General features: G+C 64.0%; 27 protein-coding genes. 15 read left to right on the top strand and 12 right to left on the bottom strand.

Translation table 11 applies throughout. The annotated features are described in order from the left end of the window. Positions 1 to 69 precede the first annotated feature (69 nt). The 3 genes from EH240_RS07450 (at position 70) to EH240_RS07440 (ending at position 4,088) form a co-directional block, all read left to right on the top strand. Positions 70 to 1,434 carry a sugar ABC transporter permease gene (locus EH240_RS07450; protein ID WP_124996762.1) on the top strand — a complete coding sequence of 455 codons (1,365 nt, stop codon included), beginning with the start codon at positions 70 to 72 and terminating at the stop codon, positions 1,432 to 1,434. A 75-nt stretch (positions 1,435 to 1,509) separates the two neighbouring features. Beyond that, positions 1,510 to 2,310 (top strand): ATP-binding cassette domain-containing protein, encoded by an 801-nt coding sequence (locus tag EH240_RS07445; RefSeq protein WP_124996761.1) that lies wholly within the window; start codon positions 1,510 to 1,512, stop codon positions 2,308 to 2,310. Between the two features lie 131 nt (positions 2,311 to 2,441). Further along, a complete protein-coding gene (locus EH240_RS07440) occupies positions 2,442 to 4,088 on the top strand; it encodes a CHASE domain-containing protein (RefSeq protein WP_124996760.1) in 1,647 nt (548 codons plus the stop codon). Positions 4,089 to 4,281: 193 nt separating this feature from the next. Here the strand turns inward: EH240_RS07440 and EH240_RS07435 are convergent, their stop codons facing one another. From EH240_RS07435 to EH240_RS07420, 5 genes are all read right to left on the bottom strand, one after another. Further along, entirely contained in the window at positions 4,282 to 4,527 is a 246-nt protein-coding gene (locus EH240_RS07435; RefSeq protein WP_027166589.1) for a YMGG-like glycine zipper-containing protein, read from the bottom strand. 213 nt (positions 4,528 to 4,740) lie between these two features. Continuing rightward, a complete protein-coding gene (locus EH240_RS37845; protein WP_167483954.1) occupies positions 4,741 to 4,911 on the bottom strand; it encodes a hypothetical protein in 171 nt (56 codons plus the stop codon). A gap of 356 nt (positions 4,912 to 5,267) precedes the next feature. Beyond that, on the bottom strand, positions 5,268 to 6,299 hold the full coding sequence (locus tag EH240_RS07430) for a sensor histidine kinase (protein WP_124996759.1): 1,032 nt from the start codon (positions 6,297 to 6,299) through the stop codon (positions 5,268 to 5,270). A 178-nt stretch (positions 6,300 to 6,477) separates the two neighbouring features. Continuing rightward, positions 6,478 to 6,642, bottom strand: coding sequence for a DUF1328 domain-containing protein (locus EH240_RS07425; protein ID WP_018429836.1), 165 nt, complete (start codon positions 6,640 to 6,642; stop codon positions 6,478 to 6,480). Positions 6,643 to 6,806: 164 nt separating this feature from the next. After that, entirely contained in the window at positions 6,807 to 7,601 is a 795-nt protein-coding gene (locus tag EH240_RS07420) for a response regulator (protein WP_124996758.1), read from the bottom strand. 221 nt (positions 7,602 to 7,822) lie between these two features. Here EH240_RS07420 and EH240_RS07415 point away from each other — a divergent pair, with 221 nt between their 5' ends. Both EH240_RS07415 and EH240_RS07410 read left to right on the top strand, forming a co-directional pair. Continuing rightward, a complete protein-coding gene (locus EH240_RS07415) occupies positions 7,823 to 8,026 on the top strand; it encodes a NepR family anti-sigma factor (RefSeq protein WP_124996757.1) in 204 nt (67 codons plus the stop codon). A gap of 3 nt (positions 8,027 to 8,029) precedes the next feature. Further along, entirely contained in the window at positions 8,030 to 8,581 is a 552-nt protein-coding gene (locus EH240_RS07410) for a sigma-70 family RNA polymerase sigma factor (protein WP_124996756.1), read from the top strand. Positions 8,582 to 8,617: 36 nt separating this feature from the next. On the opposite strand, the gene EH240_RS07405 is transcribed toward EH240_RS07410, so the two are convergent. Continuing rightward, entirely contained in the window at positions 8,618 to 8,998 is a 381-nt protein-coding gene (locus EH240_RS07405) for a response regulator (protein WP_124996755.1), read from the bottom strand. A gap of 384 nt (positions 8,999 to 9,382) precedes the next feature. Between EH240_RS07405 and EH240_RS07400 the strand changes: the two genes are divergently transcribed. Together EH240_RS07400 and EH240_RS07395 are read left to right on the top strand one after the other, a co-directional pair. Further along, positions 9,383 to 9,709: a DUF883 family protein gene (locus EH240_RS07400; RefSeq protein WP_124996754.1), complete on the top strand. Its 327-nt coding sequence runs from the start codon at positions 9,383 to 9,385 to the stop codon at positions 9,707 to 9,709. Between the two features lie 6 nt (positions 9,710 to 9,715). Next, positions 9,716 to 10,180: a phage holin family protein gene (locus EH240_RS07395; protein ID WP_124996753.1), complete on the top strand. Its 465-nt coding sequence runs from the start codon at positions 9,716 to 9,718 to the stop codon at positions 10,178 to 10,180. Between the two features lie 200 nt (positions 10,181 to 10,380). On the opposite strand, the gene EH240_RS07390 is transcribed toward EH240_RS07395, so the two are convergent. Then, positions 10,381 to 11,904 (bottom strand): sensor histidine kinase, encoded by a 1,524-nt coding sequence (locus tag EH240_RS07390; protein WP_124996752.1) that lies wholly within the window; start codon positions 11,902 to 11,904, stop codon positions 10,381 to 10,383. Positions 11,905 to 12,043: 139 nt separating this feature from the next. On the opposite strand from EH240_RS07390, the gene EH240_RS07385 reads away from it, so the two are divergent. Next, positions 12,044 to 12,247 carry a hypothetical protein gene (locus EH240_RS07385; protein ID WP_124996751.1) on the top strand — a complete coding sequence of 68 codons (204 nt, stop codon included), beginning with the start codon at positions 12,044 to 12,046 and terminating at the stop codon, positions 12,245 to 12,247. 8 nt (positions 12,248 to 12,255) lie between these two features. Here EH240_RS07385 and EH240_RS07380 read toward each other — a convergent pair whose 3' ends face one another. Beyond that, positions 12,256 to 13,176, bottom strand: coding sequence for a diacylglycerol/lipid kinase family protein (locus tag EH240_RS07380; protein ID WP_124996750.1), 921 nt, complete (start codon positions 13,174 to 13,176; stop codon positions 12,256 to 12,258). 232 nt (positions 13,177 to 13,408) lie between these two features. On the opposite strand from EH240_RS07380, the gene EH240_RS07375 reads away from it, so the two are divergent. Further along, positions 13,409 to 14,728, top strand: a complete 1,320-nt coding sequence (locus tag EH240_RS07375; RefSeq protein WP_124996854.1) for a PRC-barrel domain-containing protein — start codon at positions 13,409 to 13,411, stop codon at positions 14,726 to 14,728. Positions 14,729 to 14,859: 131 nt separating this feature from the next. Here EH240_RS07375 and EH240_RS07370 read toward each other — a convergent pair whose 3' ends face one another. Next, positions 14,860 to 16,425 carry an alkaline phosphatase family protein gene (locus EH240_RS07370; RefSeq protein ID WP_206075233.1) on the bottom strand — a complete coding sequence of 522 codons (1,566 nt, stop codon included), beginning with the start codon at positions 16,423 to 16,425 and terminating at the stop codon, positions 14,860 to 14,862. 218 nt (positions 16,426 to 16,643) lie between these two features. On the opposite strand from EH240_RS07370, the gene EH240_RS07365 reads away from it, so the two are divergent. From EH240_RS07365 to EH240_RS07350, 4 genes are all read left to right on the top strand, one after another. Next, a complete protein-coding gene (locus EH240_RS07365) occupies positions 16,644 to 17,576 on the top strand; it encodes a VOC family protein (RefSeq protein ID WP_124996749.1) in 933 nt (310 codons plus the stop codon). Positions 17,577 to 17,580: 4 nt separating this feature from the next. After that, the gene (locus EH240_RS07360) at positions 17,581 to 18,219 is read left to right on the top strand and encodes an alpha/beta hydrolase (protein WP_124996748.1); all 639 of its coding nucleotides are present in this window, start codon (positions 17,581 to 17,583) and stop codon (positions 18,217 to 18,219) included. Next, on the top strand, positions 18,212 to 18,511 hold the full coding sequence (locus tag EH240_RS07355) for a GNAT family N-acetyltransferase (RefSeq protein WP_124996747.1): 300 nt from the start codon (positions 18,212 to 18,214) through the stop codon (positions 18,509 to 18,511). The genes EH240_RS07360 and EH240_RS07355 overlap by 8 nt, the downstream gene beginning before the upstream one ends. Positions 18,512 to 18,808: 297 nt before the next feature. Then, entirely contained in the window at positions 18,809 to 19,867 is a 1,059-nt protein-coding gene (locus tag EH240_RS07350) for a dipeptidase (RefSeq protein ID WP_124996746.1), read from the top strand. A gap of 6 nt (positions 19,868 to 19,873) precedes the next feature. Here the strand turns inward: EH240_RS07350 and EH240_RS37840 are convergent, their stop codons facing one another. Next, positions 19,874 to 20,038 (bottom strand): hypothetical protein, encoded by a 165-nt coding sequence (locus tag EH240_RS37840; protein ID WP_167483949.1) that lies wholly within the window; start codon positions 20,036 to 20,038, stop codon positions 19,874 to 19,876. Positions 20,039 to 20,056: 18 nt separating this feature from the next. Here EH240_RS37840 and EH240_RS07345 point away from each other — a divergent pair, with 18 nt between their 5' ends. Together EH240_RS07345 and EH240_RS07340 are read left to right on the top strand one after the other, a co-directional pair. Continuing rightward, positions 20,057 to 21,394 (top strand): flavin monoamine oxidase family protein, encoded by a 1,338-nt coding sequence (locus tag EH240_RS07345; protein WP_425374775.1) that lies wholly within the window; start codon positions 20,057 to 20,059, stop codon positions 21,392 to 21,394. Between the two features lie 304 nt (positions 21,395 to 21,698). Continuing rightward, positions 21,699 to 22,109 (top strand): hypothetical protein, encoded by a 411-nt coding sequence (locus EH240_RS07340; RefSeq protein WP_124996745.1) that lies wholly within the window; start codon positions 21,699 to 21,701, stop codon positions 22,107 to 22,109. Between the two features lie 142 nt (positions 22,110 to 22,251). On the opposite strand, the gene EH240_RS07335 is transcribed toward EH240_RS07340, so the two are convergent. Together EH240_RS07335 and EH240_RS07330 are read right to left on the bottom strand one after the other, a co-directional pair. After that, positions 22,252 to 24,339 (bottom strand): sensor histidine kinase, encoded by a 2,088-nt coding sequence (locus EH240_RS07335; RefSeq protein WP_167483953.1) that lies wholly within the window; start codon positions 24,337 to 24,339, stop codon positions 22,252 to 22,254. A 187-nt stretch (positions 24,340 to 24,526) separates the two neighbouring features. After that, the gene (locus tag EH240_RS07330; RefSeq protein WP_167483952.1) at positions 24,527 to 25,258 is read right to left on the bottom strand and encodes a response regulator transcription factor; all 732 of its coding nucleotides are present in this window, start codon (positions 25,256 to 25,258) and stop codon (positions 24,527 to 24,529) included. Between the last annotated feature and the right edge of the window lie 24 nt (positions 25,259 to 25,282).

Below are 25,282 nucleotides of genomic sequence, written 5' to 3'. Positions count from 1 at the left end.
TGAATCGGGAAAGCCAATAGCATCGTGGTCCGGCATCCGCGCCAGACGGCAGGCCGGTGGGAGGAGATCATGACCGATACGACCTCTGATACGCCGGCCAACCCGGCCGCGGATCGCGCGCGTGCTTCCGAACTCAGCGCCGCTGGGCGCTTCCTCAAGGCGACCGAGCTCGACACGCGCATGCTCGGCATGGTCGGCGCGCTGCTCATCATCTGGATCGGCCTGCACGTCATCTCGAGCCTGCGGCTGGGCGTCAATCCGCTCGATTTCGACAGCCGCACGTTCCTCACGCCGCGCAACCTGTGGAACCTGTCGGTGCAGACCTCGGCGGTCGCCATCATGGCCTCCGGCATGGTGCTGGTCATCGTCATGCGCAACATCGACCTGTCCGTCGGCTCCGCCGAGGGGCTGATCGGCATGGTCATGGGCTTCGCCCAGGTGCATTTCCTGGTGCGTATGGTCGGGCTCGAGCTCGGCAATCCGTGGATCTGGGTGCTGGCGCTGGCCATCGGCCTGGCCCTCGGCCTGTTGATCGGCGCCTTCCAGGGCTTCGTCATCGCCTATCTCGAAGTGCCGGCCTTCATCGTGACGCTTGGCGGGCTGCTGGTATGGCGCGGCGCCGCCTGGTGGGTCACCAGCGGCCAGACGGTGGCGCCGCTCGACGCCACTTTCCAGCTCATGGGCGGCGGACCGGCCGGCTCGATCGGCGCCAGGTGGAGCTGGGTGGTCGGTATCGTCGCCTGCCTTGCCGTGGTGTTCGCGCTGTTCAACGGCCGGGTGCAGCGCAAGCGGTTCCGCTTCCCGCTGCGTCCGATCTGGGCCGAGACGCTGCTCGGCGCGGTCACCTGCGCGGTCATCATGGGCGCGGTGTGGCTGGCCAATTCCTATCCCTGGCCGGTCGGCATCGTGAACCGCTACGCCGCCGCCAACAACATCACGGTCCCCGAGGGAGGGCTGTTCATCGCCCACGGCATCGCCATTCCGGTGCTGATGGCGGTCGCGGTAGGCCTCATCATGACGTTCATCACCAAGCGCACGCGCTTCGGCCGCTATGTCTTTGCCATCGGCGGCAATCCGGAGGCGGCGAACCTTGCCGGCATCAACACGCGCTGGATCACCATGAAGGTGTTCATGATCATGGGCGTGCTGGCGACGATCGCCGCGGCGATCTCGTCGGCGCGGCAGAATTCATCGACCAATGCGCTGGGCACCCTGGACGAGCTTCTGGTCATCGCCGCGGCGGTGATCGGCGGCACCTCGCTTGCCGGCGGTTCGGGAACCGTGCTCGGCGCCATGCTCGGCGCGCTTTTGATGCAGTCGCTGCAGTCCGGCATGGTGCTGCTCGGCGTCGACTCACCGCTGCAAAGCATCGTCGTCGGCGCCGTGCTGGTCATCGCCGTCTGGCTCGACACGATCTACCGCAAGCGCGTCTGAGCATGATCCCGCAAAGTGGAAACCGGTTTGCGGAAATGATCATGCTCAAAGGCAACCACTAGGGAGGTAGACATCATGGCAGACAAGAACGCTCCCGCCGGCGTCCCGCTGGTCGACATGCGCAACATCTCAATCGCCTTCGGCGGCATCCGCGCCGTCGACGACGCGTCCATCGATCTCTTCCCCGGCGAAGTGGTGGCGCTGCTCGGCCACAACGGCGCCGGCAAGTCGACGCTGATCAAGATCCTATCCGGCGCCTACAAGCGCGATGTGGGGCAGATATTCGTCAACGGCGAGGAGGCACCGATCTCCAACCCGCGCGACGCCAAGAAATACGGCATCGAGACGATCTACCAGACGCTGGCGCTTGCCGACAATGTCGACGCCGCCGCCAATCTTTTCCTCGGCCGCGAGCTGATGACCGCTTGGGGCACGCTCGACGACGTCGCCATGGAGGCCGAGGCGCGCAAGGTGATGGGCCGGCTCAATCCGCGCTTCCAGCGCTTCAAGGAGCCGGTGATCAAGCTGTCCGGCGGGCAAAGGCAATCGGTGGCGATCGCCCGCGCGATCCTGTTCAACGCCCGCATCCTGATCATGGACGAACCGACGGCGGCGCTAGGTCCCCAGGAGACCGCCCAGGTCGGCGAGCTGGTGCGGCAACTCAAGGCCGACGGCATCGGCATCTTCCTGATCAGCCACGACATCCATGACGTGTTCGAGCTTGCCGACCGGGTCTGCGTGATGAAGAACGGCCAGGTCGTCGGCACGGCGCGCACCGGCGACGTGACTCAGGACGAGGTGCTCGGCATGATCATTTTGGGCAAGTGCCCACCGGGCGCCTTTCCGGGTCCCGGAGCGCTAAAAATCGCGGCCTAAGGCCATAATTTAGCTGGCTAATTTACGACTGGCTGATGTGCCGGCTGACACGAGATTTTGGCGTCGCCATTGTGTTGGAGCGGAGAGTTGCCCATAAAGGTGGTCAACCATCCATGGGGCCGCACCCTGCATTGAAAAGGCTCTTTCCGACCATCGCTTTCATCGCCGTCGCGCTGATCAGCCTGACGATGGCGGGGTTCGCCTATTTCGCGACCCAGGAGGCGGCGCGCATCAAATTCGAGGGTACGGCCGACGACGCGCTCAACCGCATCGAGAGCCGCATCGACCTGCATTTGTCGCTGCTGCGCTCGACGCAGGCGCTGTTCGACGCCCGCAACGGCGACATCACGCGCGGCGAGTTCAACGCCTTCTTCACCGCGCTCCACATAGACGACAATTTCGCCGGCCTGCTCGGCATCGGCTTCCTGAGGCTGGCCAAGGCCGGCGACGAGGCCACGGTCGAGCGCGACATCCTGCACGACTACGGTTCGGCCCACCCGATCTATCCAGCCACCACCGGGCAGCATTGGCGAACGCCCATCGTGCTGTTCGAGCCGCTCAACACGTCCAACTACCAGTCGATCATCGGCTTCGACATGTTCAGCGAGGCGGTTCGGCGGGCGGCGATCGAGAAGGCTATGGCCGACGACCGGGAGCATGCCAGCGGCCTTCTCCAACTCGGTGAGGGCGCCGGGGTCGCGCAGACCTTCCCCGGGCTCCTGGTTTTCGTGCGGCTGAACGTGGAGACGGCCCCGGACGTCATCAATGCCAGCCGCTCCTCGACCGCAGGCTTCCTCTACGCCGCCTTCCGCGCGCGCGATCTGTTCCAGGTAGCGCTCAGCAAGGCACCGCTGCTGCCGGTCAATGTCGAGATCTATGACGGCAAGCCGGGAGCCGACAATCTCCTGTTCCGGTCGGAGGCGCCGCCTGCCGAATCGTTAGGCGGAAAGCTTGTGGCGCGCCGGGATATCGTCGTGGCCGGCCGACCCTGGACTGTTCTGTTTCGGCCGACGAGCGCATTTTCGCTGCCTTCCTCGCGCGCCATTCCCGTGATGCTAGGGCTGTTCGGGCTGCTGCTCGCCGGGGCGATCGCCCTGGTGGCCCGCTATCAGGAGCGCGCCTATGAGGCGAAGTCGCTGCTGCATGAGGCGACGGAGAAGAGCCTGCTGGAAAAGGACCTGATCCTGCAGGAGATGAAGCACCGCATCAAGAATTCGATCACAAGGGTGCTGGCGATCGCGCGGCAGACCGCCTCCCAGGCCACCGACGTGAAGGAGTTCTCGGCATCGTTCTCGGCGCGGCTGCAGGCGATGGCGGCTTCGCAGGACATGCTGACACGCTCGCGCTGGCAGAAGGCGGACCTCGGCGACCTCCTGCGCATCGAGCTGGGGCAGGTGTTCGGCAAGGAGCTTCCCGACGGCATATTGTCGGGGCCGGAGGTGCTGCTAGACGAGACGACGACACAGGCGCTCGGCCTGACCTTCCACGAGCTTGCCACCAATGCGCTGAAATATGGCGAAGCCGGCAACTCGACCAACACGCTCAAGGGAAATTCGGCGTTGAAAGTCGACTGGGCGGTCGAAGCACGCAGCCAGGAACGGACGCTGGTGCTCAACTGGCGCGAGGCAGGGCACAAACAACTGGAAGCGCCGGCAAAGATCGGCTTCGGCACCAAGCTGATCGATCTCAATGTCACGCGCGAATTGCGCGGCACGATCAAGCGCGATTTTCAGGCCGGCGGCCTGAAGGTGGAAATAAGGATTCCCCTGACAGAGTGAACAGCGCCGGCGCGGCAGCGGGCGACGCGCCGTTCAGGCAAAGAAAATGGAGGCCGGCAGACCGGCCTCCAGATCGACATTCCTACGAGATCGGTGTTCGGCAAAATCGCCGAACCGATCCAACTGTCTGTTTTCATGCAATTCCGGACGGAAAGCTCACTATGCGCCTTCCTGGAATTGCTCTGTCTCGGGATTAGTTGCAGCGGGCGGTGTAAATCCGGCCGCGATGATCGCGATATTGGCAATAACCGTTGCGTAGGTTGCGGACCAAGAGGCCGGACCCGGCTCCTACAGCCGCGCCGATAAGAGCGCCCTTGCCGCCGCCGACCAAGCCGCCCACACCGGCGCCGATCAGGCCGCCGCCGACGACATCCTGCTCGGTCGTGGTGCAGCCGCTGACGGCGACCACGGCAACCATGGCAATGATCATCTTCCGCATAAAATTGCTCCTCACTTTTGTCCTCACTTTCGGCAGTGCCAGCCGCCATTTAGCATGAAAAAACGGGCTTTGCCTGCCCGATCTTATTGTTGCTGAAGAGAGTCTTTTTCGGGGCGTGCGCCGTTCGACGCGACAAGCGCGGCGGAGACCTCCAGTGACGTCACCGCACGCCGCGAGCCTTGGCAACCACGCGCTTGCTCGATCGCTGCCAGATCAGATCAACTGCCACGCCGCCGCCAGCACCAGGGCAGCAAGGAGCGCGACGGCGCCGAGGCGAAGCGAGAGATGGGAGGCGCGGGGCGACGGCGGCGCCTCGGCGTCCTGGAAGCCGCCCATCGAGACGCGGGCGGCCTGCTCCAACCTGTTCATGTCGGCAATCATCATTTCAGTCCTCCCAAATCGCGTGCCAAATCGCGTGCCAATCGTGTGACTGGGCGCGGCTGGGCTCCGGCGCACCCGAGCGGTTCAGCGTTTGATGGGGAACGCCGATCCGCGCTAAAGCTGGTCGCGTGAAAAAGGATACACGCGACCAGCTTTAGGTCTTTGATTTTAAGCATGTCTTTGTCCCGAAACCGCTGCACACTTTCGGGAGACATGCTGTGTGCCTGTTTCACGCAACTGCGGGCGGAAAGCCGTCACGCGCTTTTCCTGGAGCTGCTTTTAGCCGGGGATAGAATCGGACTTTATGGTGAACAGCCGGTTAAGGGGCTTGCCGGCGAATGCCGGCCGCGGCGTGGCGGTCACTCTATCTCGAAGTTGCCGCGCGGGATCGTGAGGCGATATTCGAGACGACCCTCGTCGATATCGAGGGTGGCGGAGCCATTCAGCGACGTCGGCACGACGCGTTCGAGAGCGACGCTGCCAAAGCGTTTTTTGTTGCGCCGGCCGGCGCCGATCCTTTCTGTCCATGTCAACAACAGGCCAGGCGGAGTTTCGCTGCCGGCCGCGATCATGGCGCTTACCTTGACCCGACCGTCAGGCTGCGACAGGGCGCCATAACTTACCGAATTCACGGCCAGCTCATGCATGGCCAGCCCGATATGCAGGGCAGCGTTTGGGTTGAGGTAAGGGTTCTCGCCGTCGAAACGCAAGCTGCGGCTTGGGTCGGCGCTATAGCGGCCGACCTGGCCGGACACGAGCTCTCGAAGTGCTGCTCCCCGCCAGTTGGAGGATGTCACCAGATCCTGAGACGAAGCTAGCGACTGAATGCGGCCGCGAAAGCGCGTCAGGAAGTCGCCAAGCGTCTCCGAGTAGCGCCCGGTCTGGGTGGCTATGCTCTGGATGATGGCCAGAAGGTTCTTCGAGCGATGGCTGACCTCACGCAGCAGCGTCTTCAGCGTCTGCTCGCGGCGCTTCTGCTCCGTCGTCTCGACCATGGTGGTGACGACGCCCTGGACCTCACCAGCGTCGCTACGATCGGCATCAATCCAGATATGGAACCAGCGCACGCCGTTACTGTCGGGAATGCCGAGCTCGAGGCGGTCCGCGTTGCCGGTTTCAACCACCTTGCGTTTGGCTGCGCCTATGCGCTCGGCCTGCGCGGGGGAGAGCAAATCCTTGCCTTCGGCCGTTTCGGATGCCCACGGCGCGCTCATGTTGCGGGCCCAGACGGTCTTCATTTCACGGTCCTGATAGAGGACCGAAATTCCAGCGTTGTGAAGCGCATGGAGCAGCGCGCGTCCTAGCTGCATCCCGCTTTCCGCCGGATGCATCGCGATCACTTCGTCGCTGCGTTTTTCCGTATGGTCCTTCTCTGAGGCCTTGGAACGCATCCGGTAGTTCCCGCATCCCGGCTGAACGGCTACGACAGGCTGCTGCCCCGGCTTTGACATGCGGAGGCTGCGCGCATCCCCAAAAGCGGCCCGCCGGACGATGCCCTTTGGGGGCACCGCCCGGCGGTAGCTGGAAACCGTTTGAGGGGTGCGGCTTCCAGTGTTCGGCGCTCCCGCGTCAGGCCCGTCTGAAGAGGCCGGCGATGAGCGAAATCACCAGGAAGGCAAGGAAGATGAAGAACAAGATCTGTGCGATGCCAGCCGATGTACCGGCAATGCCGCCGAACCCAAGCGCGCCAGCGATAATCGCGACCACAAGAAAAACGAGCGCCCAGTACAGCATGATACATCTCCTTCCGATGACCTGAAAAACGTGGCTGGATACCGTTTGTTCCACCATTCGCGGAAAAAGACGACCCCCCGCAAGCAGTTGCCAAGCAGGCACAGGCCAGCCTCATGAGAGGCGGGACCCTCGCATGAGGTCGCGACCGTCGGTATTGGATGAAGTCAGGCTGCGGCTTTTGCCTGGCGGTCGAAGAAAAGCGCCTGGCTGATCAGGGCCTTGACCATGTCGGGATTGAACGGCTTGGTCACCAGAAACGCCGGTTCGGGACGCTCGCCGGTCAACAGGCGTTCGGGGAAAGCGGTGATGAAGATCACCGGCACCGGCGTCGAGGACAAGATCTCGTTCACTGCCTCGATGCCAGAGCTGCCGTCGGCGAGCTGGATGTCGGCCAGGACCATTTTCGGACGCGTCCTGCCGAAAATGGCTACCGCCTCGGCGTGCGTGCGCGCCGTGCCGACAACGCGATGGCCGAGGCTTTCGACCATCTCCTCGATGTCCATGGCGATCAGCGGCTCGTCCTCGATGATCAGCACGTCTGTCGCGACCTGGCGGGAAATCTCGTTGCTTGCCTGGGCAAGCAATTCGGAGAACTCCTGTTCGTCGGCATCGAGGATTTCCGCCGCTTCGTCCTCGCTGAAACCCTCCACGGCAACCAGCAGGAAGGCCTGTCTCGGCCGTGGCGCGATCGCGTTCAGATTGGCGGCCGCCCGCTGCTCCCAGGCAGTCTGCGCATGCTCTTGCGGCACGCGGATGGCAATCGAGGTGAAGAGCCTGGCAAAGACCTTGTACAGCGCGATGCGGTCGCTAGATCCCCTTGGGAACACCTCGGTGTCGGCGATGATGGCCTCCAGCATGGCGGCGACCAGCGCGTCGCCGCTTTCCTGCGATCCCGTGACGGCGCGCGAGAAACGGCGAAGGAACGGCAGGTGAGGAGCGATGGTTGCGGATAGGCTCATATTTGACGTCTCCCTCAGATGACGTTGTTGCATTTCACAGGCCACACTGGTCGCAAACCCCGGCAAATCCAACGTCGGCTTGCTGAAAAAGTTCCGCCAGGCATGGAACTAAATTAGCAAGCGGGCGTTTCCGGCTTCGGGATGGGCAACCAGACGAGGATGTCGCTTGCGTTGCGATCTGTGGTTCTAAGCGGTTTCCGGTGCTGGAAATTAGGGCGAATATGAAAGAAATGTCAAAGAATTCAACAGCTGGCGCCGCGAGCAGGCACCGGAATGGGGGCGGTAATCCGCTCGGACCGAACTCCGAAATTGCCCGCAAACTCAAGCAATATTACGACGAACTGGTCTCCGATCAGGTGCCGGATCGATTTGCTCAGTTGCTCAGCCAACTGGAAAAGGCCGAACCCGCCGAGAAAAAGGACTGAGGCATGGCGGCGGTCTCCCAGAGCTTCAAGACCGAGTTGCTCGGCGCGATCCCGAGCCTGCGCGCCTTTGCGGTGTCGCTGACGCAGAATGCCGACAAGGCGGATGACCTCGTCCAGGAAACCCTGGTCAAGGCGTGGGATAAGCATGAGAGCTTCCAGCCGGGCACCAACCTCAAGGCCTGGCTGTTCACCATCCTGCGCAACGAATTCTATTCGCAGATGCGCAAGCGCGGCCGCGAGGTGCAGGACAGCGACGGCATCATGACCGCCAGACTTGCCGTCCACCCGGCCCAGCTTGGCCAGCTCGACCTCAAGGATTTTCGCGGCGCGCTGGAGCAGTTGCCGGAGGACCAGCGCGAAGCCATCATCCTGATCGGCGCGTCCGGCTTCTCTTACGAAGAGGCAGCCGAGATCTGCGGCTGCGCGGTCGGCACGATCAAGAGCCGGGTCAGCCGGGCGCGCGCCCGGCTGCAGGATATCCTCAAGATTTCCGGCGAGGACGAATACGGTCCCGATGCGATCTCGGCGCAGGTGACAGGCTCAAACGCCGCCTGACACCGACGTCCGGCTTCTTCTTGGGCTGTGACGTCGTCAAGCCGCTTTGGCGCGCCCGCAGGCCGCCGCCACGGCCTCGATCAGATCGTCTCCCGAGTAAGGTTTGGTGACCAGCTGGATTTCCGGAAAAGAGCCCATGATCTCCTCTGCGTCGGAGTACCCGGAGGCAAAGACGAACGGAACGCCTGCGCTGCGCAGCCGCCGGGCGAAGTCGAGCGTCGAGGCGCCGCCAAGCATCAGGTCGACGATAGCGGCGTCGAACCACGAAAGTCCGTCCCGCAGGTCGATTTCCGCCAGATCGCCGACAATCGTGACGTCGGCGGCGCCCTGGTCGCGGCATAGTTGCTCGACATCCATCGCTATCAGGAATTCGTCTTCCAGGATCAGGATACGCAATCCGTCTAGCAGTGGTGGCACGTGTCGGCGACTCCTACAATGCCGCAGTCATGCGCGGTATTGCGCTCTCTGTCATTTAAAAAAGACATTACCGGTGAAGCATTGCCGTGATCGGCGGAACCTCGATCCGCGTGGAGCGTTTCTATCCGCCCGATCGGGACAGGGATTTCGAAGAGGGGTCGAAATGTCCGGCCAGAGCGCACGTTCCGTTCCTAGCCGCCAACATTCCAACATTCTCGCGAGAAATGCCCGCTGCGGTCGCTGCCGGCCTACCCGGGCCTGGCCTGCTACATAACCTGGATGGCGAGGAGCGCAGGCCGCCGATCTGAGGGGATTGGACCGCGAAGAACGGAACCCTGGTCCCGGCCAGGCGTTGAAATCGAAGCAAACTTAAGGAGTTACGCAATGGCGACCGCCGCAGGCAGATCCGCAACAGATACTCCCTCCAACTCCGACCTCGAAGCCGACATCCGGCAATTGAAGGCCGATATCGAAGAACTCACCAGGCAATTGGCCAAGACCAGGGACGATAGTTACGGGGCGGCGCGCCGCGCCGCCACCGAGGGCGTCGAGCAGCTGCGGGCGCAAGGCGAGGCAGCGTTTGAAAGCGTGCGCGGAAGTGCCCAGGATATTGAAGCGCAGCTGATAGCCAGCGTTCGCGAAAAGCCGGTGACATCGCTGGCGATCGCCGCGGGACTGGGCTTCCTGCTCGCGCTTCTTTCGCGCCGCTAGCCTGCAATGGGGATGCTGGTTTCGCTGATTTCGGCTCTTGCTTCCGGCGAGGCGACGGCTGCTTTGCAAAGGGCGCGGATGACGGCAATCCTCTATGGGTTTGCCGGTATATTCGCCCTGTGCGGCGTCGGCTTCCTCACCGGTGCGGCGTATATCTGGCTGGCGGCGCGCTACGGACCGTTGGCGACCAGCCTCGGCTTTGGCGTCGGCTTCCTGGCGATCGCCGGGCTCATTCTCGTGGCGCACAAGCTGACTGCCGGGATGCGGGCGCGGCGGCGCGCGCGAAGGCGAAAGGCCGACATGACAGCAGTTGGCGTTACGGCGGCGCTCGCGCTGCTGCCTGCGCTTGCGAAGAGCAAGGGTGGCCTGGGCACGCTTCTCGCGCCCGCGATCGCGCTCGCTGCCTATGCCATCTACCGCGAGAACGTGAAGCCCGGCCCTCACGAGCCGGATTCCGACAAAACGCCGTAGCGCGGTTCATGTTTGACTGTTGAACTGCCCTAAAGCAGGTCGCGTGAAAAAGGATTCACGCGACCTGCTTTAGGTCTTTGATTTTAAGCATGTCTTCGTCCCGAAACCGCTGCACACTTTCGGGAGACATGCTTTGGCTGTTTGTTTTTCCGCAGTTCCGGACGGAAAGCTGTTTTACGGTTTTCCTGCTTTTGGCCGGATCACTTTAACGGCGGCTCGAGCGGCATCGATATTTCGGCAAAGACGCCATCAGGGCGATATTCGTGGGTCACCTCGCTGGCGATGACCTTGGCAAGGCTGCGCCGGATCAGAATGGAACCAAAGCCATAGCGATCGGGAGGCTCAACCTTGGGTCCGCCGCTCTCGCGCCAGGTCAGCACCAGCCGTCTCGCGCCCTTTCGACCTTGCGTCTTCCATTGCAGATCGACCGTTCCGGAGGGAAACGAGAGCGATCCATATTTCAGCGCGTTGCTGGCGAGCTCATGCAGGATCAAGCCGAGCCCAACGGCCTGATCCGGCGAGAGCAGGAGGTCGGGGCCGGAAATCGTAATGCGCGACTGGCCGCCGGCGTCGAAGGCTCTCGTCTCGATCCTTGCCAGCTCGGCGATCCCGATGCCGCGCCATTCGCGGTCTGACAGCAGGCTGTGGGCGGCGCCAAGCGCCTGCAGCCTGGCGCTGAAGGCCTCGAGAAACTCGTTCGGCTGGCGGGCATGGCGCACGGTCTGCGTCGCCAGGGCCTGCACCGTCGCCAGCGTGTTCTTGACGCGATGGTTCAGCTCGCGCAGCAGCAGGCGCTGGCGCTCGTCGCCGAGCTTGCGCTCGGTGATGTCGTAATTGACGCCGAAGATAAGCGTCGGCCTGCCGTCGCCGTCGCGCTCGATGACGCGTCCGCGCGTCGCGATCCAGCGGGCGGGATGAGATCCCTTGACCCGATATTCGCCAAAATAGTCGTCGCTGCCGCTCAGCGCGTCGCGGAAGCGCGTCTCGGTCTGATAGACGTCGCGGAGGTCGATGGCCCGCAGGATGTCCCGAGCTTTCAGCCTGTTCGATGGCGGCAGGTCGAAAAGTTCCGCCAAAAGCGGATCGCAGTCGATCATGTCGGTGCGGATGTCCCAGGCCCAGCTCGCCAGCGAGGCGGCGTCGAGCGCAATCGCCCGGCGCTTTTCCTCGCGTGCCAATTCCGCCCGGGCGATGGCGCCGTTGCGCGTGCCATCCTTGAGCACGAACAGGCTGGCTGCAAGCTCGGCCAGCGTTTTCAACTGCGCGATCTTCTCGTCGGCCGGAAACGCTCTCGGCTTCCGGTCGAGCACACAGAGCGTGCCGACCCTGACGCCGGCAACGATCATCGGCGCGCCGGCGTAGAAACGGACGTGCTGCCTGCCGATGACCAGCGGGTTGCCGGTAAAGCGCGGATCGAGCGTGGCGTCGGTGACCACCATGGGATCGTCGCCGGCGGCAATGGCATGGGCGCAGAAGGAGATGCCGGTCGGCGTCTCCTTCTCGTCGAACCCCAGTCGCGACTTGAACCACTGGCGATCGGTGTCGACCAGCGTCACCAGCGCGGTCGGCGCCTCGAGGATCGCGGCCGCGAGACCGCTGATGCGGTCGAAGTCGGGATCGTTGGCCGTATCCATGGCCTCGAGGTTGCGGAGCACGGCAAGCCGGCCCGCATCGTCAACGAAGCGGCCGACATCGGCCGGCAAGCTGGCTGCCCTGCTATCCACCAACCCCCCATGCGCCGCGCCCCGCGACAAGCGGTGGCCCGATCACTGCCGAACCTCGCCGGTTTCGGAACCTTCGCGGAAAGGGCCCGTTACCCGACCATGCCGAAGCGCCCGCCGCCACGCAATATGGAGGCCTATAATGCCCAAGATCGTTCCTGAAGACAAAGCCCGCCAGGGACACTGGGGCTGGCACGCGCTCAGGATACTTCTTGCCGGGCTGTTGCTGGCTTTTATCGCCTGGGGCGCGGTCGAAATCTATGGCGAGATGATCGAGAGCCCGACGAGCGACCAGAGCGTGCCTCAGGCGCCGGCGCCTCGGCAGCAACCCCCGCAAGGCGGCTGACCGCACCATCACGCCGCCTTGGCCTGCGCATTGCGTGCCGGAACCAGCACGTTCAAGGCGCGGGGATGAATCTCGATCACCGTCTCGCGTTCCAGCCCGACCAACTCGCCATCCATGACCGCGCTGAACTTTTTCGTCGGCGAATGGATCTTGAGGACGGCCTTGTCGGCCTGATGGATCTCGACATGCTCGCTGTCGCGCCATCGGCCGCGCAGCATGTCGAGGAGCAATTTCGCCATGTGGTGGCGTCTGTGCGCGACGCTGACATAGATGCCTAGCACGCCACCCGCCGGATTGTCCGCATAAGGCAGATGACCTTCGCCGAACAGGTTGTTGCTGATGCCGATGCCGGTTGTCCGGGTGACGATCTCGGCCTTGCCGATGCTCAAGGTCACCTTGAAGCTACGCGGGTTCTTGATGGTTGCCCATGCCGCGCGAACGGAAGCCTGCATCTTTCCCAGCCGCGAACCGAAAACCATGTTCTCCCGGAGCTGCACCATCCTGGCATGCATGCCGATCGAGAACTGATGCACGAAAGGTTGGCCGTTGGCGCTCGCGACGTCGACGGCCATCACCTCGCCGTCGGCGAAGGATTTCAGCGCCGCATCCAATGTCTGCGGGATGCCAAGGCCGCGCGCGAAGAGATTCATCGTGCCGGCCGGCAATATGGCCAAAGCCTTCTTCTTGTTCATGAGCAGGGATGCGGCGGTCGAAATCGTCCCGTCGCCGCCTCCGGCGATCACAACGTCGATGTTGCGCTTGGCTATGGCCTTTTCCAATGCGGCGCCGATGTTGCTGCCCGCAACGATCTCGATCTGAGCCGAATGGCCCGCCGCTTCCAGCGTTCGGCGCAATCGATCGGCAAAGGCAGAGATATCGGCCGTCCGCAGCGTGCCGCCGTCCTGGTTCAGCACCGCAGCAAACCGCATGCCCGCTCCGTTCTTCTGTTCTTTGGGCCGAAAATGACCTCAGCCAAGGGCTGGAACGAAATGAACTGCCGAAAGTTCCGCATAAGCCGGGGAACCCGCTCGGCCGCAGGCTCGCCTTTTTGGAACTACGCCCCGCTCACAACGTTGTGAAGGTATCGAACAATGCCGCGTCTGGCCTGCTGCTAAGGCCGGGTCGCGGACGCGGCGCGCAAGAAACGAGGAGGAAACAATGATGATCCGCACTCTTTTTGCGACGACCGCGCTTGCAACGCTGGTTGCAACCGGCGCCGCCTTCGCCCAGACGGCGACGCCTTCGCCCACGCAGCCCCCCGTAGCCGAAAACCCGGCTCCCGTGATTCGCGCCGAAGGTTCCCTGATGACCAACATCATCGGCGAATCCGTCTATAACGGCACCGGCGACGACGCCCAGGACATCGGCAAGGTCGACGACGTCGTCTTCGACGCGAACGGCCAAGCCAAATCCGCGATCATCGGCGTCGGCGGCTTCCTTGGCGTTGGCTCGAAGGATGTCGCCTTCGACTACAGCAAGCTGGAATGGGCCGAGAAGAACGGTGACCGCTGGCTCGTGGCCAAGACGACCAAGGACAAGCTCAATGCCCAACCGGCGTTCGACCGCAGGCCGTACGACCCGGCTCCGGCGCAGCCGGCCGATGCTACGCAGCCTGCAACCACCGACAACGGAACGGCGCAGGCGCCGGCGCAGCCAGCCGAACCGGTGAAGAAGGCTGAAGGCAATCTCGCCACCAACATCATGGGCGAGTCGGTCTACAACGGCACCGCCGACGATGCCCAAAAGATCGGCGACGTGAACGACGTCGTGCTCGCCAAGGACGGCAAGGCCGAGTCGCTCGTTATCGGCGTTGGCGGCTTCCTGGGCATCGGCGAGAAGAACGTGACCTTTGACTTCGCCAAGGCGAAATGGGCGGAGAAGAACGGCGACCGCTGGCTTGTCGCCGAAACAACGAAGGAAGAACTACAAGCCCAGCCCGACTTCAACCGCACGGCCTATGATCCGGCGCCGGCGTCGACTGCGACGGCAACCAACGCTCCCGCCACCACCACGCCGGCAGTCGACTCCTCCCAGGCCACGGCGGACAAGGGAAGCAAGCCGGCGGAGACCACCGCCGAGAACAAGCCCGCGGATACCGGCACATCAGCTACCGACACGACGCAAACAGCCTCGATCGACAAGTCGACACTGACCGAGATGCCGATGGGCAATATCAGAGGTGACGACCTGAAGGGCGCGACGGTCTATGGGGCCAACGATGCCAAGATCGGCACGATCGGCGATGTCGTGCTGACGCCGGACAACAAGCCGGATGCGGTGATCGTCGACGTCGGCGGCTTCCTCGGCATCGGCGCCAAGGAAGTGGCGGTCGGCATGGATAAGCTCAAATTCATGACCGACAAGAGCGGCAAGAAATATCTCTACACCAACTTCACCAAGGAGCAGCTGCAGGGGCAGGCGGCCTATGACAAGAGCACATATGCTGCGAACCGCGACAAGCAGCGGATGCTACTCAAGTAGGGCAGTAGGGCAGTAGGGCAGTAGGGCAGTAGGGCAGTAGGGCAGTAGGGCAGTAGGGCAGTAGGGCAGTAGGGCAGTAGGGCAGTAGGGCAGTAGGGACAGGATCGTTCCATACTGCCCTATTTATTGCCTTACTGCCCTATTGCCTTGGCCACTTGGCCAACCACGCCATCTTCCGTCAGTTCCGCCAGCGCCAGCGACTGGTCGAGATGCCTGGCGCGCCAGGCAAGCATCTTCTCGGCAAACTCCAGTCGCACCGGCAGACAGGCGGGGTCGTTCGCGACGTTGTTGATCTCGCCGGGATCCTTCGCGAGATCGAACAGCAGTGGCGGCAGGCCGCCGAAATGGACATATTTGAAGTCCTCGGCGCGGATGACAGCCAGGTTGCAATCGCGTGAGCCGATGCCGAAATGACGCTCGGCCTCGCCTTCGACGACCGAGCGGAAATCGAACTCCCAATGCGCGGCGTCACGCCAGTCGCCTGGCCGGCCGCCGTCGAGCCAGGGCGCTAGCGACGTGCCGTCGAGGTGCGGCTCCGGCGCGGCGCCGATCAGGTCGAGCAAGGTTGGAAAGATGTCGACGGCTTCGGTGAAGCGGTCGACAGCCGCGCCGGCTGCCGCCCTGCGGCGCGGATCGCGGACGATCAGCGGAATGTGGTAGCTGGTGTCGAAGAAGCCGCCTTTGCCGAGCATGAAATGATCGCCCATCATCTCGGCATGGTCGGAGGTCAGCACGATCACGGTGTCGTCCCAGGCGCCGGCCGCCTTCAGCGCCTGCCAGACGCGGCCGAGCTGCGCGTCGAGCTCGGAGATCATGCCGTAATAGATCGCGCGGATGCGGCGGAAATTCTCCTCACTCCAATCCGGTACGTCACCCTCCATGCCGGGAACGAACTTTGTCCGCTTCTGCCGGCCAAGATCGTAGGCGAGGTAGGGGTGGCTCAGCGCCTCGGCCTGCCAGTTTGCCGCGCGCCGGAAAGCGGGACCGTCGGCCGGGTCATACATGGTGTTGTAGGGTTCAGGCACGATGAAGGGCGGGTGCGGGCTGATGAAGGAGATGTGCGCGAACCACGGCGCGGCTTGCTCCTGCTCGCCGAGCCAGCGGATGAACTCGCCGGCCAGGAAAGCGGTCGGCGTCTGGTCTTTCGAATAGACCGGCGGCGCGTTGCTCACATCGCCGAGGATCTTGCCTTGCTCGCCCACCGGCCGATGGATGCCAGGGCTGCCGGCGCCGGTGTCGATGCCTTGCGCCCGCAGCCAGGACAGCCATTGCTTCTGGTGCTCGGGCAGGGACTGCCGCACGGTGAAGCCGGGCAGCACGCCTTCATAACTTCGCAGCCGCGGATCGGCGGCCGCCAACAGGCGTGGATCCGGCGCGACATCGGTGTAGCCGAACAGCGTCGGATCATAGCCCGCCGCGCGCGCCGAGTGCGCGATGTTGCCGTGGCGGGCGTCGAGCGGCGAGCCGTTGCGGCAGACGCGGTTGTTCATCTGGTAGAGGCCGGTATAGAGGCAGGCGCGGGCCGGCGAGCAAGGTGCGGCCCCGCCGTAGTGGCGCCGGAACAGCACGCCTTCGGCTGCAAGCGCGTCGGCGTTCGGCGTCCTGACCACCGGGAGGCCCATGGCCGACAGGCAATCGCCCCGCCACTGGTCGCAGGTGATGAGGAGAACATTCGGGCGGCTCACTCGGTTGTCCATGAATCTTCTCCTCAAGAGGGCGCGCCGCTCATGGAGCCGAAATTGCCGAGCGGTGCAAGCAGGCGAATTTCCTCAATTGGTGAACATGAGACGTCCATTCGTTCACTTTTATGATACAGTCCATCGTGTATTTGCGCGCTTTGCCGCTGCCGGGGCTATCCTCATATTGGCGAGGACAGCGGCGAGGGCCGCAGCAAGGATAGGGAAGGAGCAACAGCATGCTCAATCAGATCAAGGGCCTGCATCACGTCACCTCGATGGCTAGCGATGCGCGCCGCAACAATGAATTCTTCACCAAGCAGCTTGGCCTGCGCCGGGTCAAGAAAACAGTCAATTTCGACGCGCCCGACGTCTATCATCTCTACTATGCCGATGAATTCGGCACGCCGGGCTCGGTGATGACCTATTTCCCGTTCCCCGATATCGGCAAGGGCCGGCATGGGGTGGGCGAGGTCGGCACCACGGTCTTCTCGGTGCCGGAAGGCACGCTCGCCTATTGGGAAAAGCGCTTCGCCGATGAAGGCGTGGGTAATGTCGCCCGCAACGAAAGCTTCGGCGAGAAGCGGCTCACCTTCACCGGTCCCGACGGCGACAGTTTCGCTCTGGTCGAGGACAAAGCCGATAGGCGCGCGCCCTGGGTGAAGGGCGGCGTTCCCGGCGACGAAGCGATCCGCGGCTTCCACTCGGTCGCGCTCAGGCTGAAGGACGGCGGCGCCACCGAGGAGCTGTTGAAGTTCATGGGCTATGAGGAAGTCGACAAGTCCGGCAACACCCGCCGGCTGGCGATCCAGAACGGCAACGGCGCCGATGTCGTCGACATCGAATCGCTGCCCGGCGCCGGCTTCGCCAATCTCGGCGCCGGCTCGGTGCACCACGTCGCCTTCGCCGTCGAGGACCGCGCTAGGCAGCTCGAGGTGCGCAAGGCGCTGGTCGACACCGGCTACGGCGTGACGCCGGTCATCGATCGCGATTACTTCTGGGCGATCTATTTCCGCACGCCGGGCGGCGTGCTGTTCGAGGTGTCCACCAACGAGCCGGGCTTCGACCGCGACGAGGACACCGCGCATCTGGGCGAGGCGCTGAAGCTGCCGACGCAGCATCAGCATCTGAGGCCTTATCTCGAGCAGCACCTGCAGAAGCTGGAAGACTAAAGCCATGAGCAAGGACGCTTACATCCACAAGGTGCTGCCCGGTTCGCCGGGCGGCCCGCTGCTCTTCGTCTTCCACGGCACCGGGGCCGGCGAGAACCAGCTTCTGTCGTTCGGCCGCGAGATCGCGCCTTCAGCGACCATCGCGTCGCCGCGCGGCGACGTCTCGGAGCAGGGTGCCGCCCGCTTCTTCCGCCGCGCCGGCGAAGGCGTCTACGACATGGACGACCTGGCGCGGGCGACGGCCAAGATGGCCGGCTTCGTCAAGGCGCATGTCGAGACCGCAAAGCCCTCGGCGGTGTTCGGGCTCGGCTATTCCAACGGCGCCAACATCCTGGCCTCGGTGGTGTTCGCCGAGCCGAGCCTGTTCGATGCCACGGCGCTCATGCATCCGCTGATTCCGTTCGAGCCGGACGTGAAAGGCAGCCTCGCCGGCCGCCATATCCTGATCACGGCCGGCAGGCGCGATCCGATTTGCCCGCCGAATCTGACTTCTCGGCTGGAAGCCTATTTGCGCGCCGACGGGGCCGATGTCACAGTGGAATGGCACGACGGCGGGCACGAGGTGCGGCCGAATGAAATCGAAGCGGCGCGGCGGCTGTTCGCTCTCGCGCCGGCCGCCGAAGGAGGCAAGAACAATGGCTGACCAACTGCCCGAGATCGAGCTGGAGGACCACGGCTCCAAGGGGCGCTACGTGCTGCGCGGTCCCGGCGGCGCCGAGGCCGAGATGACCTTCACCAAGATCGGCGAGCACCAGCTCATCATCGATCACACCGAGGTGCCGGACGTCTTTCGCGGCCAAGGCGCCGGGCTTCGGCTCGTCACCCGCGCCGTCGAGGACGCGCGCGCCGCCGGCAAGACGATCATTCCGCTCTGCCCCTTCGCCAATGCCCAATTCCGCCGTCATCCGGAATGGGCGGATGTGTTGAAGCGGTAGCACCGTCTTCCCCTTCCCCTTGTGGGAGAAGGTGGATCGGCGCGCAGCGCCGAGACGGTTGAGGGGTGGGTGACGGATCGTCGTCCTTGCCAAGCTGGAACACCCCTCATCCGACCGAGTTTCGCTCGGCCACCTTCTTCCGCAAGGGGAGGAGGGATATCCAGCTACCCAGCCACAACTACGAACACGCGTCTGGCATTTGCGCAGTTCGGCCATCTTGCCTAAGTAGACAGATCGCTCGCGGACGGAGCCTTTCATCCCGCCTGCCCTGTCATATCAATTGAAATGGCTTCCCTGATGATCGAACCCGACCTCATCCCCGTTTTCGACGGCCACAACGACACGCTGCTGAGGCTCTACCAGTCAAAAGAAGCGGATGTCGAAAAGCTGTTCATCGAGGGCACGCCGGGCGGTCATATCGATCTGCCGCGCGCCAAAAAGAGCGGCTTTGCCGGCGGCATGTTCGCGATCTTCCCGCCGCCGATCGAAAAGACCAAGCGCAGCGCCGTGCCGCCGGCGCCAAGCGACAACGAACCCCTGCCGCCGGAACTGCCGCGCGCCGAGGCGATCACGTCGACCATCGGCATGGCCTCGATCCTGTTCAGGCTGGAGCGGGCGGGCGCGCTGACCGTCTGCCGCAGCGCAGCCGATATCCGCGATGCGATGGCGAAGGGCTCGATCGCCGCGGTCTTCCACATCGAAGGCGTCGAGGCGATCGATCCCGAGCTTGCCATGCTCGACGTGCTCCATGCCGCCGGCTTGCGTTCGCTCGGCATCGTCTGGAGCCGGCCGAATGCGTTTGGAAACGGCGTTCCGTTCCGCTTTCCGTCCTCGCCCGATACCGGGCCGGGCCTCACCGATGCCGGCAAGGCGCTGGTCAAGGCCTGCAATCAGCTGAAGATCATGATCGACCTCTCGCATCTCAACGAGAAGGGTTTTCGCGACGTGGCCGTGCTCAGCGATGCGCCGCTGGTTGCGACACATTCCAATATGCATGCGATCTGCGGCCATTCGCGCAACCTGACCGAATGGCAGCTCGGTGCGATCCGCGAGACCGGCGGCATGGTGGGCTTGAACTTCGCCACCGGCTTCCTGCGCGAGGACGGCCGCATGAATGCCGACACCGGCCTCGACATCATGGTGCGCCACATCGATTCACTGCTGCAGGCGCTGGGCGAGGACGGCGTCGGTCTCGGCTCGGACTTCGACGGCGCCATGATCCCGGCGGTGATCGGCGACGTCGCCGGTCTGCCCAAGCTCATCGATGCGCTTGCCGCACGCGGCTTCGGGCGCGCGCTGATCGAGAAGATCGCCTATCGGAATTGGTTGAATGTGCTCGAACGGACCATAGGCTAGGCGCGACTACTGCGCGTAGCCGATGCGCTGCAGCCATTCCTTGCCGACGCCGCGGTCGCGGATGATCGGCAAGGGGTGTTCATGGTCGAGCCGCGTGCAGACAATTCCGGTCTCTCGGCTGAAGGCGACGAAGGTGCTGGACAGGGGTGAGGGCGCCCCACTCATCTGCACGGTTGGAGGCCGGTTGAATTGCCGGCAGATCAAGGCGGGCTATTGGGCAACAAGACCGAAAGAACCGACGTTGCGATCGTCGGAGCAGGGTTCACCGGCCTGTCAGCCGCATTGGAACTCAAGCGCGTTGGGATCGATTTCGTGCTCCTGGAAGCACGCGATCGTGCCGGCGGCCGCGTCGAGGCCACGCGAAACGGGCTTGGCGAACGGATCGACAGCGGCGCCCAGTTCTTGTGCGAGGACATGCCGGAGCTGATGGCGCTGGCGAGGGCGCGCGGCAAGACATTCGTGAAAACCAATGTCGATGGCGATTTCATCACCTATCCGCCGATGCCGATGGACCGGGCGATTCACAGCTATCACGCCGCGATGGAGATGCGCGAACGCATGAACAGGATAGAGCCGGACGACCCAAGGATCGCCGGCTTAAGCGTCGCTGCCTGGGTCCAACGCCAAAGGGATTCGGAAGATGCCAAGGCTGCCTTCCGCTCGATGATCGAGGGCCTGTGGTGCCTGGCTCTGGATAAGGTGCCGCTCTGGCATCTGATCGACAATGACCGCCGCATCACCAATGAGGTGCCGGAGCTGCAGTACTCGCTGCGCGAGACCATGCAGTCGCTTGCCGACGATCTGGCGGGCGACCTCGGTGGAAGCCTCAGGTTGAATGAACCAGCCATGAGAATCGAGCATGGACCGGGAGGTGTACGCCTCGGCACCGCCGCAGGCGGCACTATCGAAGCGCGCGAAGTCCTGATCGCACTGCCGCCGGTGACAGCAGCGAAGCTCGCCTTCGCGCCTGCTCTGCCGGCAGCGCTGACGAAGGCTCTGGGTGTCTGGGAAAGCGGCGCGGTGGTCAAGATACTGGTGCGCTATGCCAGGCCGTTCTGGCGCGAGCGGGGTCTGAGCGGCATGGTGATGTGGCGCGACCTGCCTGGATTGTTTGCTTGCGACGCCAGCAGGGACGCCGAGCATGCAGCGCTCACCGTCTTCGTCGGCGGGCCGCGGGCATTGCACTGGCGCGAGCTCGGCGAGACGGCACTGCGCGCGGAAGTAACGGTGAGGCTTGTCGATGCGCTCGGCGCGGACGCCGCCGATATGCTCGATTTCAACCAGCGCGACTGGACGCATGACCGCTGGAGCGGCGGCGCCTATGGCGATCTCATTGTCGATGTGACGGCGCGGGACGCCGAGCGCACCATTCTTGCCGGCGCGCCGCCCGTCCATTTCGCCGCCTCGGAATTGTCTCCGTCCTTTCCGGGCTATGTCGAAGGCGCGATCGTTGCGGGCCGTAGCGCTGCCCGCAAGCTCGCGACCGAGCACAAATCGGCCACTGCCGACAGCGCGTCGCGGCCGTAGGCGAGGCGGGCCCACCGCGGCCGTCGTTCCGCGCGAACGCCTCGGGCTTATTGGCTTTGACGCGGCAAAAATCTCGCCAACCAGAGCGACTGTGTGAGGTCGCTTACAGTCCGCTGCGCCCGACTGGAGCATGTGTTTCGCAAACAAGAGGCGGTGAGTACCCGCCGGCGACAAGCAGGGACGGAAGCATGGCAGTCCCTGTTTCAATCCTGTTACACGGGCAATCGCACCCTACCATTCGGCTGTTACGTGGCGCGGATAAGTTCGTTTCAAGAGAAAAAGAAAGATAACGAAGAGAACGCCGATGTTTACGAAAGTCCAGATCGCTGACACCAGCCGCCGCGAACACGGCCCCGAGCGCAATGACCGCCGGCCGAAGCTGGCGCTGCGCCAGCGCGCCAGCGACCATCCGATGGCGATGTTCATGCTGCTGGGCGCAACCGCCTTTACCAGCATGGTGCTTGCCCCCGCCGCGGGTCCCGCTTTCGCTTCGATCAATCCCCCGGCCAATGTCGTGGAGGGCGCGCCGACCACGCTCAAGACCGCACGCCTGCCACAGCCGCAGATCGATTTCGCCTGCAAGGGCCAGAACTGGGGCGCCGAAAACGCCGAATGCCTGCGCGCCATTGCCGAGCAGTCCGGTCAGCACAAGGCCCGCGCGGTGCGCATGATCGCCAACGCCGCGCCGCTCACCAACACTCCGAACATCTTTTAGAGTTCCCCTGAGCGCTCCCTCCAGCGCTCCAGTCAGGCTCCCGCCGCAATGTCGGTCGGGAGCCTCTTTTTTTGTATCTGTTGAGATTCAGGTCAGGCTGGCCTGACCTGAATCTCAACAGATCCCATAGAGCCGCGGGATTTCAGCTCTCCCCGGCCGCCTGATCGGCGATGGCGGCGAGGACGCCGCGGACGTCCAGCGTCGAGAACGGCTTCTCCAGGATCTGCGGCCGCTGCTGCGGCGGCAGCGCCTCGATTTCCGCCTTGGCGCCGATAAGGTCGCCGGTGACCAGCACGAAACGCTGCGCCAGTCCCGGCCGTTCTGCCAGCAACTCGCGGTAGATCGACATGCCGCTGGTGCCCGGCATGCGCAGGTCGGAAAAGACGATGTCCGGCGGCATCTGCCCGCCCAGCACCTCGCCGGCGGATGTCCAGTTCGGCACGAGACGCGACTTGACCCCCATGAGCTCCAGTATGTCGGAGAGCGAAGCGGCGACATCGGGTTCGTCGTCGATGATCAGCGCATGGCGCAGCCCGCTCGATCGCGCCGGACCCTCGCCGGCTTTAGCGGCATCGCCGGTTATCGCCGGCAACTGGACGACGAAGCGCGCGCCGTGCGGCTGCACCTCCTCGAACCAGATGTTGCCCTTGTGGCGCTCGACAATCGATTTCGAGATCGACAGGCCGATGCCGGTGCCGACGCCGACCGGCTTGGTGGTGAAATAGGATTCGAAGATGCGCGAGCGGATCGCCTCGGGAATGCCTGGACCGTTGTCCTCGACCGAGAAGCCGGGATTGCCGCGCTCGCTGCGGAAGGTCCGCACCTTGAGGCGCCGTTCGCCGGTGACACCGGCCAGCGCATGCTGGCTGTTGATGAGGAAATTGGCCGCGACCTGCGTGATATGGTCGGCGTCCGCCATGGCGAGCAGCGGGCCGTTGGCGAAATCGGTGTCGATAACGATGCCGCTGGAGCGCGCGCCATAGGCGGTGACTTCGAGCGCCGAGCGCATCACCTGGTTGAGGTCGGTTTCGGCCTGCTCGGTCGGATGCAGGCGCACCATCGACAGGAAGCTCTTGACGATGCGGCCGCAGCGTTCGGCGGCCGCGCGCACCTTCTCGGCGCGCACCTTGGTCTGCGGGTCGGTCGCGAATTCATGCAGCAGGGTCGATTGTGCAACCACCACCGCCAGCGGATTGTTGAGCTCGTGCGAGACGCCGGCGAGCAGAGAGCCCATCGCTGCCATCTTTTCGTTCTGGTGCAGCTTCTCGCGCTGGCGGTTGATCTCTTCTTCGGCGTGCAGCTTCTCGCGCAGGTCGCGGATCGAGCCGAAGATCAGACGGCGGTCGGCGACACGCATCTCGGTTGCCGTCAGTTCGATCGGGAACACCTCGCCGGCGGCATTCTGGGTGACGGTCTCCATCCGCTGGCCGACCATCGGCGCGCCGCGGCCCGACATGTATTCGGCGCCCGAGGCATAGCCCTTGCGGTAATAGATCGGCACGATGGTGTCGAGCAGGTCCTTGCCGAGGATGTCGCTGCGCGGGAAGCCGAACATCTTCTCGGCCGCGGGATTGAACTCGATGATCGAGCCCGCCTCGTCGATGACGATGATGGCGTCGAGCGAGGCCTGCAGCATGGTGCGGCGGATGACTTCGCTGGCATGCGCATCGGAGGGGGAATGTTCGATGGCGTCGCCGATGGCGAGCGCGATGATGTGGAGCGTCGCCTCTTCCTCGTCGGTCCATTCGCGTTCGGCGACGCAGTCGTTGACGGCAAGCGTGCCCCAGAGATGGCCATGCGCGAAGACCGAGACCGACAGGAAGGACTTGATGTTCTGCTTCTCGAAATCGGTCCGCAAAAAACCTTCGAGATTGCGCGTGTGGCCGGCAAAGACCTTGCCCTGCCGTTCGTCCTCCTGCAACCGTTCCAGAAGCGGATCCGCGTTGATGATCGATTGCACGATCACCGTCGGCGATGCCAGCTCGCCGCCGAAGTCAGCGTCGATCCAGTAGGCCGAAACGGACTGGGCGAAGCCCTGGCCCGGCAGCTCGCGCAGGCGGAAGAGAATGCCGCGCTGGCAGTCCATGGCCCGGCACAACGCTTCCAATATGCCGTCCATCTCGCGCTGCCAGTCGCCGGCCTCGCGCAGGCGGCGCACGACATGGACGGCCGCCATAGCGGCGCCTTGGCGGGAGCCCGGCATATCCGTGTGTGCGGCTTCAGCGGTCATCGTCGAACGTCATCCCCGGAGCCATATCGGTAAACTATGAAATCCAGCACGCAAGCCCCGAAAATCGATCGCGGTTTCCAGGTGCGCAGGATCAGAATGCTACAGCGTCCCTTGCGCATCCGGAAGGACGTGCGGGTGACGGCGCCGGCTTTGGATATCGGACGTATCGAGCCGCTGTGGCTCAGGCTCAGTTGGCCTCGCTAGTCGGCAGCGAGAAGATATAGCCTTCGCCGCGCACCGTGCGCAGGAATTTCGGATTGGCGGGATCGGCCTCGATCTTCTTCCTCAGGCGCATGATGCGGATGTCGACGGCACGCGACGATTCCGGATCTTCGACGAAGCCGATCGCCTCCGAGATCGCAGCCCGCGTCAGAAGCCGGTTGGCACGGGTGAGGAAAACCTCCAGCACGTCGAACTCGCTCTTGGCCATCTCGATGACCGCGCCGTTGGCGGCGGTCACCAGCCTGCCGTCGAAATCGGCCTGGAAGCCGCCGAAGGTCATGAAACGACGCGTGCCTGCTGCCTCGGCCTTCGCGGCCTGCGGCGCGACCGGCTGCGGCACGCGGCGCAGCACGCTGCGGACCCTCGCCAGCACTTCGCGCAACTCATAGGGCTTGACGATGTAGTCGTCGGCGCCGAGCTCCAGGCCGACGATGCGGTCGAGCGCGGTGCCGGCGGCGGTGGCATAGATGATGCCGATCTGGGTCTTGGAGCGCAGCCAGCGGCCGAGCGACAGGCCGTCCTCGCCGGGCATGGCGATGTCGAGGATGGCGAGGTGGAAGGGCTGCGCGTCGAGCAGGCTGCGCGCCGCCGCGGCATTCTCGGCCGTGGCGACGTCATAGCCATTGGCGCCGAGATACTCGGCAACCGCTTCCCTCAGATCCGGCTCGTCCTCGACGACGATGATGCGCGCCTTCACAATGGTCTCGCTCCCGCTTTGAGC

The sequence above is a fragment of the Mesorhizobium tamadayense genome (genome assembly GCF_003863365.1).
Classification (GTDB): Bacteria; Pseudomonadota; Alphaproteobacteria; order Rhizobiales; family Rhizobiaceae; genus Mesorhizobium; species Mesorhizobium tamadayense.
This window is presented reverse-complemented; position numbering and strand designations above follow the sequence as displayed.

Excerpts from the sequence above, each read along its gene's own strand:
- EH240_RS07395 (WP_124996753.1), top strand. The coding sequence starts at position 9,716 with ATGGGGATGCTGGTTTCGCTGATTTCGGCTCTTGCTTCCGGCGAGGCG.
- EH240_RS07420 (WP_124996758.1), bottom strand. The coding sequence starts at position 7,601 with ATGAGCCTATCCGCAACCATCGCTCCTCACCTGCCGTTCCTTCGCCGT.
- EH240_RS07450 (WP_124996762.1), top strand. The coding sequence starts at position 70 with ATGACCGATACGACCTCTGATACGCCGGCCAACCCGGCCGCGGATCGC.
- EH240_RS07340 (WP_124996745.1), top strand. The coding sequence starts at position 21,699 with ATGTTTACGAAAGTCCAGATCGCTGACACCAGCCGCCGCGAACACGGC.
- EH240_RS07435 (WP_027166589.1), bottom strand. The coding sequence starts at position 4,527 with ATGCGGAAGATGATCATTGCCATGGTTGCCGTGGTCGCCGTCAGCGGC.
- EH240_RS07350 (WP_124996746.1), top strand. The coding sequence starts at position 18,809 with ATGATCGAACCCGACCTCATCCCCGTTTTCGACGGCCACAACGACACG.
- EH240_RS07415 (WP_124996757.1), top strand. The coding sequence starts at position 7,823 with ATGAAAGAAATGTCAAAGAATTCAACAGCTGGCGCCGCGAGCAGGCAC.
- EH240_RS07400 (WP_124996754.1), top strand. The coding sequence starts at position 9,383 with ATGGCGACCGCCGCAGGCAGATCCGCAACAGATACTCCCTCCAACTCC.
- EH240_RS07380 (WP_124996750.1), bottom strand. The coding sequence starts at position 13,176 with ATGCGGTTTGCTGCGGTGCTGAACCAGGACGGCGGCACGCTGCGGACG.
- EH240_RS07360 (WP_124996748.1), top strand. The coding sequence starts at position 17,581 with ATGAGCAAGGACGCTTACATCCACAAGGTGCTGCCCGGTTCGCCGGGC.
- EH240_RS07385 (WP_124996751.1), top strand. The coding sequence starts at position 12,044 with ATGCCCAAGATCGTTCCTGAAGACAAAGCCCGCCAGGGACACTGGGGC.
- EH240_RS07335 (WP_167483953.1), bottom strand. The coding sequence starts at position 24,339 with ATGACCGCTGAAGCCGCACACACGGATATGCCGGGCTCCCGCCAAGGC.
- EH240_RS07365 (WP_124996749.1), top strand. The coding sequence starts at position 16,644 with ATGCTCAATCAGATCAAGGGCCTGCATCACGTCACCTCGATGGCTAGC.
- EH240_RS07410 (WP_124996756.1), top strand. The coding sequence starts at position 8,030 with ATGGCGGCGGTCTCCCAGAGCTTCAAGACCGAGTTGCTCGGCGCGATC.
- EH240_RS07425 (WP_018429836.1), bottom strand. The coding sequence starts at position 6,642 with ATGCTGTACTGGGCGCTCGTTTTTCTTGTGGTCGCGATTATCGCTGGC.
- EH240_RS07355 (WP_124996747.1), top strand. The coding sequence starts at position 18,212 with ATGGCTGACCAACTGCCCGAGATCGAGCTGGAGGACCACGGCTCCAAG.
- EH240_RS07445 (WP_124996761.1), top strand. The coding sequence starts at position 1,510 with ATGGCAGACAAGAACGCTCCCGCCGGCGTCCCGCTGGTCGACATGCGC.
- EH240_RS37845 (WP_167483954.1), bottom strand. The coding sequence starts at position 4,911 with ATGATGATTGCCGACATGAACAGGTTGGAGCAGGCCGCCCGCGTCTCG.
- EH240_RS07370 (WP_206075233.1), bottom strand. The coding sequence starts at position 16,425 with ATGGACAACCGAGTGAGCCGCCCGAATGTTCTCCTCATCACCTGCGAC.
- EH240_RS07430 (WP_124996759.1), bottom strand. The coding sequence starts at position 6,299 with ATGCGTTCCAAGGCCTCAGAGAAGGACCATACGGAAAAACGCAGCGAC.
- EH240_RS07375 (WP_124996854.1), top strand. The coding sequence starts at position 13,409 with ATGATCCGCACTCTTTTTGCGACGACCGCGCTTGCAACGCTGGTTGCA.